Here is a 6,156-nt window from a genome sequence, read left to right as displayed (position 1 = left end):
GGCAGAACCCGGGCGCGGACCTGGCCCTGCGGTACGTCGTGTTCGGGGGCGAGGCACTCGACCTCGGCCGCCTGGAGGACTGGTACTCCCGCCACGACGAGAGCGCGCCGGTCCTCGTCAACATGTACGGGATCACCGAGACGACGGTTCACGTCACGTATGCGGCGCTGGACCGCGCCTACGCGGCGACCGCGACCGGCAGCGTCATCGGCGCCGGGATCCCGGACCTGCGCGTCTACGTCCTGGACGGCCGTCTCCAGCCGGTCGCGCCAGGCGTCATCGGCGAGCTGTACGTCGCGGGCGCGGGGCTGGCGCGCGGGTATCTGAACCGTCCCGGCCTGTCGGCCGAGCGGTTCGTCGCCGACCCGCACGGTGAGCCCGGTACCCGCATGTACCGGACGGGCGACGTGGGCCGGTGGCTGGCCGGAGGCAGTCTCGACTACCTCGGGCGCAGCGACCAGCAGGTGCAGCTGCGCGGCTTCCGGATCGAGCCGGGCGAGATCCAGGCCGTCCTGACCAGGCATGACGCGGTCTCCGACGCCGCTGTGATCGTCCGGGACGACCGCCTCGTCGCCTACGTGGCGGGCAGCGGAGTCGACACCACCGACCTGCGCCGGTTCGCCGGCAGGGAACTGCCGGACCACATGGTCCCGGCGGCCGTGGTGGTGCTGGACGCGCTGCCGCTGACCTCCAACGGCAAGCTGGACCGCAAGGCGCTGCCGGCACCGGACTTCTCGGCGAAGGTGTCGTCGCGGGCGCCGCGCACCGAGCAGGAGGAGACCCTCGCGCGGCTGTTCGCCGAGGTCCTCGGCCTGGAGCGGGTCGGAATCGACGACGGGTTCTTCGACCTGGGCGGCGACTCCATCATCGCGATCCAGCTCGTCTCCCGCGCCCGCCAGTCCGGCCTGGTCATCACCCCCCGCGAGGTCTTCCAGCACCAGACCGTCCAGGAACTCGCCGCCACCGCCAGACCCGCCGGCGAAGGCGACGAGATCGAAGCGGAGGCCCCGGGCGCCGGCGTCGGGCCCGTCCCCATCACCCCGATCATCGCCTGGCTGCGCGACCGGGTGGACGGCGACGCGTCGCTCGTCAGCGGCTTCCACCAGGCGATGCTGCTGCGCACCCCGCCCGGCCTCGGCACGGAACGGCTGACCGCCGCGCTGGCGGCCCTGCTCGACCACCACGACGTCCTGCGCCTCCGCCTGGACGTCGACGGCGGCCGGTGGCAACCGGTCGTCCGCCCGCCGGGTTCGGTCGACGCCGCCGCCCTCGTCACCCGCGTCGACGTCGCGGGCCTGGACGGCGACAAGGTCCAGGCCGTCGTCGCCGAGCAGGCCGCCGCCGCCCGCGACCGCCTCGACCCGGTCGCCGGGACGGTCGCGCAGCTCGTCTGGTTCGACGCGGACCGCGAGCAGGGGCGGCTCCTCCTCGTCCTGCACCACCTGGTCGTGGACGGCGTGACCTGGCGCATCCTGCTCCCCGACCTCGTCACCGCCTGGGCCGGAGGAGGGCTCCAGCCGGTCGGGACGTCCTTCCGCCGCTGGGCGCAGCGGCTCACCGCCGCCGAGCGGGGCGGGCAGGACCTGGAGGACTGGCTCGACATCGTCGACGGCCCGCCGGACAGGCTCGCCGACCGCCCGCTCGACCCGCGCGCCGACATCGCGGCCCGCGCCCGCTCGCTCACCCTCGACCTGCCCGCCGACGTCACCGGGCCGCTGCTCACCGACGTGCCCGCCGCGTTCCACGGGCGCGCCAACGACGTGCTGCTCACCGGCCTCGCCGTCGCCGTCGCCCAGTGGCGCAGGCGCCGCGGCGGGCGCGGCACCGGCGTGCTGGTCGACCTGGAGGGCCACGGCCGCGAGGACTCCGTGCCCGGCGTGGACGTCTCGCGCACGGCCGGCTGGTTCACCTCGATCCACCCCGTCCGGCTGGACGCGGGCGGCGCGACCGGCGGCGCGGCCGTCAAGAAGGTGAAGGAGCAGCTGCGCGCCGTCCCGGACGTCCTCGGCTACGGGCTGCTGCGCCACGTGGACGGCGACGGGGAGCTGGCCGAGGTCCCGCCCGCGCCGATCGCGTTCAACTACCTCGGCCGGGTCGCGGACGGCGGCGACGGCGGCGACTGGACGCTCGCCCCGGAGGAGCTGCCCGCCGGGGAGGACCCCCGCATGCCGATGGCGCACGCGCTGGAGGTCAACGCCCTCACCCGCGACCTGCCCGCGGGCCCGGTGCTGACGGCGACCTGGACCTGGCCCGGCGGGCTGCTGGACTCCGCCGACGTCCGCGAGCTGGCCGAGGGCTGGTTCGCGGCGCTGCGCGGCCTCGTCGCTGACGTCGCCGGCGGCGCGGCCGGCGGGTTCACCCCGTCCGACCTGCTGGTGGACCTGGACCAGGGCGAGATCGACAAGCTGCAGACCGCGTGGAGGCAGAAGAAGTGAACCGGGGCGACCTCGAGGACATCCTGCCGCTGTCGCCGCTGCAGCAGGGCTTCTTCTTCCACGCCCTCTTCGACGCCGGCGACGGCGACGTCTACACGGCCCAGCTCGTCCTGGACCTGGAGGGCCCCCTCGACGCCGCCGCGCTGCGGACCGCCGCCGCCACGCTGCTGCGCCGCCACCCCAACCTGCGCGCCGCGTTCTGGCACGAGGACCTGTCGCGGCCCGTGCAGGTCGTGCCGCGCACCGTCGAGCTGCCGTGGGAGGAGGTCACCGCCGCCGGCGCCGAGGCCGACGCCGTCGTGCTGCGGGAACGGGCGCGCGGCTTCGACATGACCGCGCCTCCGCTGCTGCGGTTCGTCCTCGTCCGCATGGGCCCCGAGCGGCACCGCCTCATCCTCACCAACCACCACATCCTGCTGGACGGCTGGTCCACGCCGATCATGGCGACCGAGCTGTTCCTGCTGTACGTGCAGGGCGGCCACGACGCGGGGATGCCGCGCGTCACCCCCTACAAGAACTATTTGGCCTGGCTCTCCCGGCAGGACCGCGATGCCGCCGAGGACGCCTGGCGCCGCGCACTGGACGGCGTCGAGGAGCCCAGCCTCGTCGCCCCCGCGGCCGCCGCCCGCGCCCCCGAACCCCCCGAGCGCACGATCACCGGGCTGGACGAGCGCACCACCCGCCGCCTCACCCGGGCGGCCCGCCGCCACGGCGTCACGCTGAGCACCGTCCTGCAGGGCGCCTGGGGACTCGTCCTCGGACGGTACCTCGGCACGGGCGACGTCGTGTTCGGCGCGACCGTGTCCGGCCGCCCCCCCGAGCTGCCGGGCATCGAAGAGATGATCGGGCTGTTCATCAACACGCTGCCGGTCCGCGTCCGGTACCGGCTGGACGAGCCGCTCGGCGCGCTGATGGAGCGGCTCCAGGACGAGCAGACCGAACTCCTCGCCCACCACCATCTCGGCCTCACCGACATCCAGCGTGCGGCGGGCCACGGCGGCGCCCTGTTCGACACGATGACGGTGCTGGAGAACTACCCGTTCGACCCGTCCTCGATGGACGGCTCCCTCAACGGCGTCCGCATCGCCGCGGCCGACTCCTACGACGCCACCCACTTCCCCCTGTCGTTCGTCGCCGTCCCCGGCGAGAGCCTCTCGCTCCGCCTGCACTACCGGCCGGACGTCTTCGAGGCGCCCGCCGTCGAGGCGCTGCTCGCCCGCGTCCGCCGATTCCTGGAGGCGTTCGCCGACGACGCGGACCAGGTGATCGGCGCGGTGGACCTCGCCGACGACGCCGAACGGGCGACTCTCGCCGCCTGGAACGACACCGCCGCCGACGCTCCGTCCGGCACCCTCCCGGCCCTGTTCGAAGCCCAGGCCGCCCGCACACCCGACGACACCGCCCTCGTCTGCGGCGATGCCCGGCTGACCTACGCCGACCTGAACGCGCGCGCCAACCGCCTCGCCCACGAGCTGATCGCCCGGGGCGTCGGCCCCGAGGACCGCGTCGCGCTCGTCCTGCCGCGCACCCCCGAGATCGTCGTCGCGATCCTCGGCGTCCTGAAGGCCGGCGCCGCGTACGTGCCGGTCGACCCCGAGTACCCGGCCGACCGCATCGCCTCCACGCTGGAGGACTGCCGCCCGGCGCTGGCCATCACCGCCGGCGGCTTCCCGGACGCCGCCGGCCGGCCCTCCCACGACCCCTCCGACGGCGAGCGGGTCCGGAGCCTCCGGGCCGACAACGCCGCCTACGTCATCTACACGTCGGGGTCCACCGGGCGCCCCAAGGGCGTGACCGTTCCGCACGCGGGCGTGCTCAACTACTTCGAGGCGCACCGGGACGCGTTCTTCGACCCGGCGATCGAGGCCGCCGGGGGCCGCCGGATGCGGTTCGCCCACCTGGCGTCGTTCTCGTTCGACACGTCCTGGATGGGCCTGCTGTGGATGACGTACGGCCACGAGCTGCACCTCATCGACGACGAGACCCGCCGCGACGTGGAGGCCTACACCGCGTACGTGGCGCGCGCGCGGATCGACCTGGTCAACACCACCCCCTCGCACTTCACCTCGCTTCGCGAGGCCGGCCTCCTGGCCGCCGACGGCCGGCACCTGCCCTCGCAGCTCCTCCTCGGCGGCGAGGCGATCGGCGAGAGCCTGTGGACGGAGCTGCGCGCGGTCCCCGGCCTCACCACGCGCAACTTCTACGGGCCCACCGAGTCGACCGTCGACACCATGAACGCGGTGGTGGCCCGCAGCGAGCGCCCGACCGTCGGCGCCCCCTACCGCAACACCCGGACCTACGTGCTGGACCGCGCGCTCCAGCCCGTCCCGGCCGGCGTCCCAGGCGAGCTGTACCTCGCGGGCGCGCAGCTCGCGCGCGGCTACCACGACCGGCCCGCCCTGTCCGCCGAGCGGTTCGTCGCCGACCCGTTCGGCGCGCCCGGCGAGCGCATGTACCGCACCGGCGACCTCGGCCGCTGGCGGCCGGACGGGACGGTGGAGTACCTCGGCCGCGCCGACGACCAGGTCAAGATCCGCGGCTTCCGGGTGGAGCCCGGCGAGATCGAGAACGTCCTCGCCGGATGCCCGGGCGTCGCGCGGGCCGCCGTCGTCGTCCGCGAGGACCGGCCGGGCGAGCGGCGCCTGGCCGCCTACCTCGCCGGGCCGGACGTCGACGCCGCCGCCGTCCGGCGGTACGCCGCCGAGCGGCTGCCCGACCACATGGTCCCCTCGTTCACCGTCCTGGACGCGCTGCCGCTCACCGTGAACGGCAAGCTCGACCGGGCCGCGCTGCCCGCCCCCGACGCCGCCGCGGGCCGCGCGCCGCGCTCGCCGCAGGAGGAGATCCTCTGCGGCCTGTTCGCCGAGATCCTCGGCGTGCCGAGGGTCGGCGTGGACGACGGCTTCTTCGACCTCGGCGGCGACTCCCTCACCGCGACCCGCCTCGTCAGCCGGATCCGGTCCGCGCTCGGCGCCGAGCTGCCCGTCCGCGCGCTGTTCGAGGCGCCGACCGTCGCGGGCCTCGCCGAGCGGCTCGCCGGGGCCGCCGGGGACGTCCGCCCGCCGCTGGTGCGGGCCGAGCGTCCGGACGTCGTCCCGCTGTCGCACGCGCAGCAGCGGCTGTGGTTCCTCAACCGGTTCGAGGGCGCCCCCGCGACGTTCAACATGCCGATCGCGCTGCGCCTGGACGGCGCCCTCGACCTCGCCGCGCTGCGCGCCGCGCTGGCCGACGTCGTGGCGCGCCACGAGCCGCTCCGCACGATCTTCCCCGACCGGTCGGGGACCGCCCGGCAACTCGTCCTCGACCCGGCCGACGCCCGCCCCCGCCTCGACGTCGCGGAGGTGGAGGAGAGCGCGCTCCCGGCGGCGCTGGCCGCGACGGTCGGGCGGGGCTTCGACCTGTCGGTGGAGCCGCCGCTCCGCGCCCGCCTGTTCGCGCTCGGCGGCGGCACGCACGTCCTCATGCTCGTCCTGCACCACATCGCGGCGGACGGCTGGTCGATGGCGCCGCTCGCCCGCGACGTGATCCTCGCCTACGCGGCCCGCGCGGAGGGCGGCGAGCCGCAGTGGGCGCCGCTGCCCGTCCAGTACGCCGACTACACGCTCTGGCAGCGCGAGTTGTTCGGTTCCGAGGACGATCCCGGCAGTCTGGTCTCGCGGCAGATCGCGTACTGGCGCGAGGCGCTGGCGGGGCTGCCGGAGGAGCTGCCGCTGCCCGCCGA

2 protein-coding genes are annotated in these 6,156 nt (G+C 75.3%); both read left to right on the top strand.

Translation table 11 applies throughout. The annotated features are described in order from the left end of the window. The coding region (locus CHC11_RS43650) for a condensation domain-containing protein (protein ID WP_143227491.1) at positions 1-2,435 on the top strand (2,435 nt) is incomplete at its 5' end. Next, the coding region (locus CHC11_RS39835; protein ID WP_245920316.1) for an amino acid adenylation domain-containing protein at positions 2,417-6,156 on the top strand (3,740 nt) is incomplete at its 3' end. The genes CHC11_RS43650 and CHC11_RS39835, both read left to right, overlap by 19 nt.

This window comes from Actinomadura mexicana, assembly GCF_900188105.1.
Lineage (GTDB): Bacteria > Actinomycetota > Actinomycetes > Streptosporangiales > Streptosporangiaceae > Spirillospora > Spirillospora mexicana.
The sequence above is the reverse complement of the archived record's forward strand: the minus strand, read 5'-3'. Positions and strand labels throughout refer to the sequence as shown.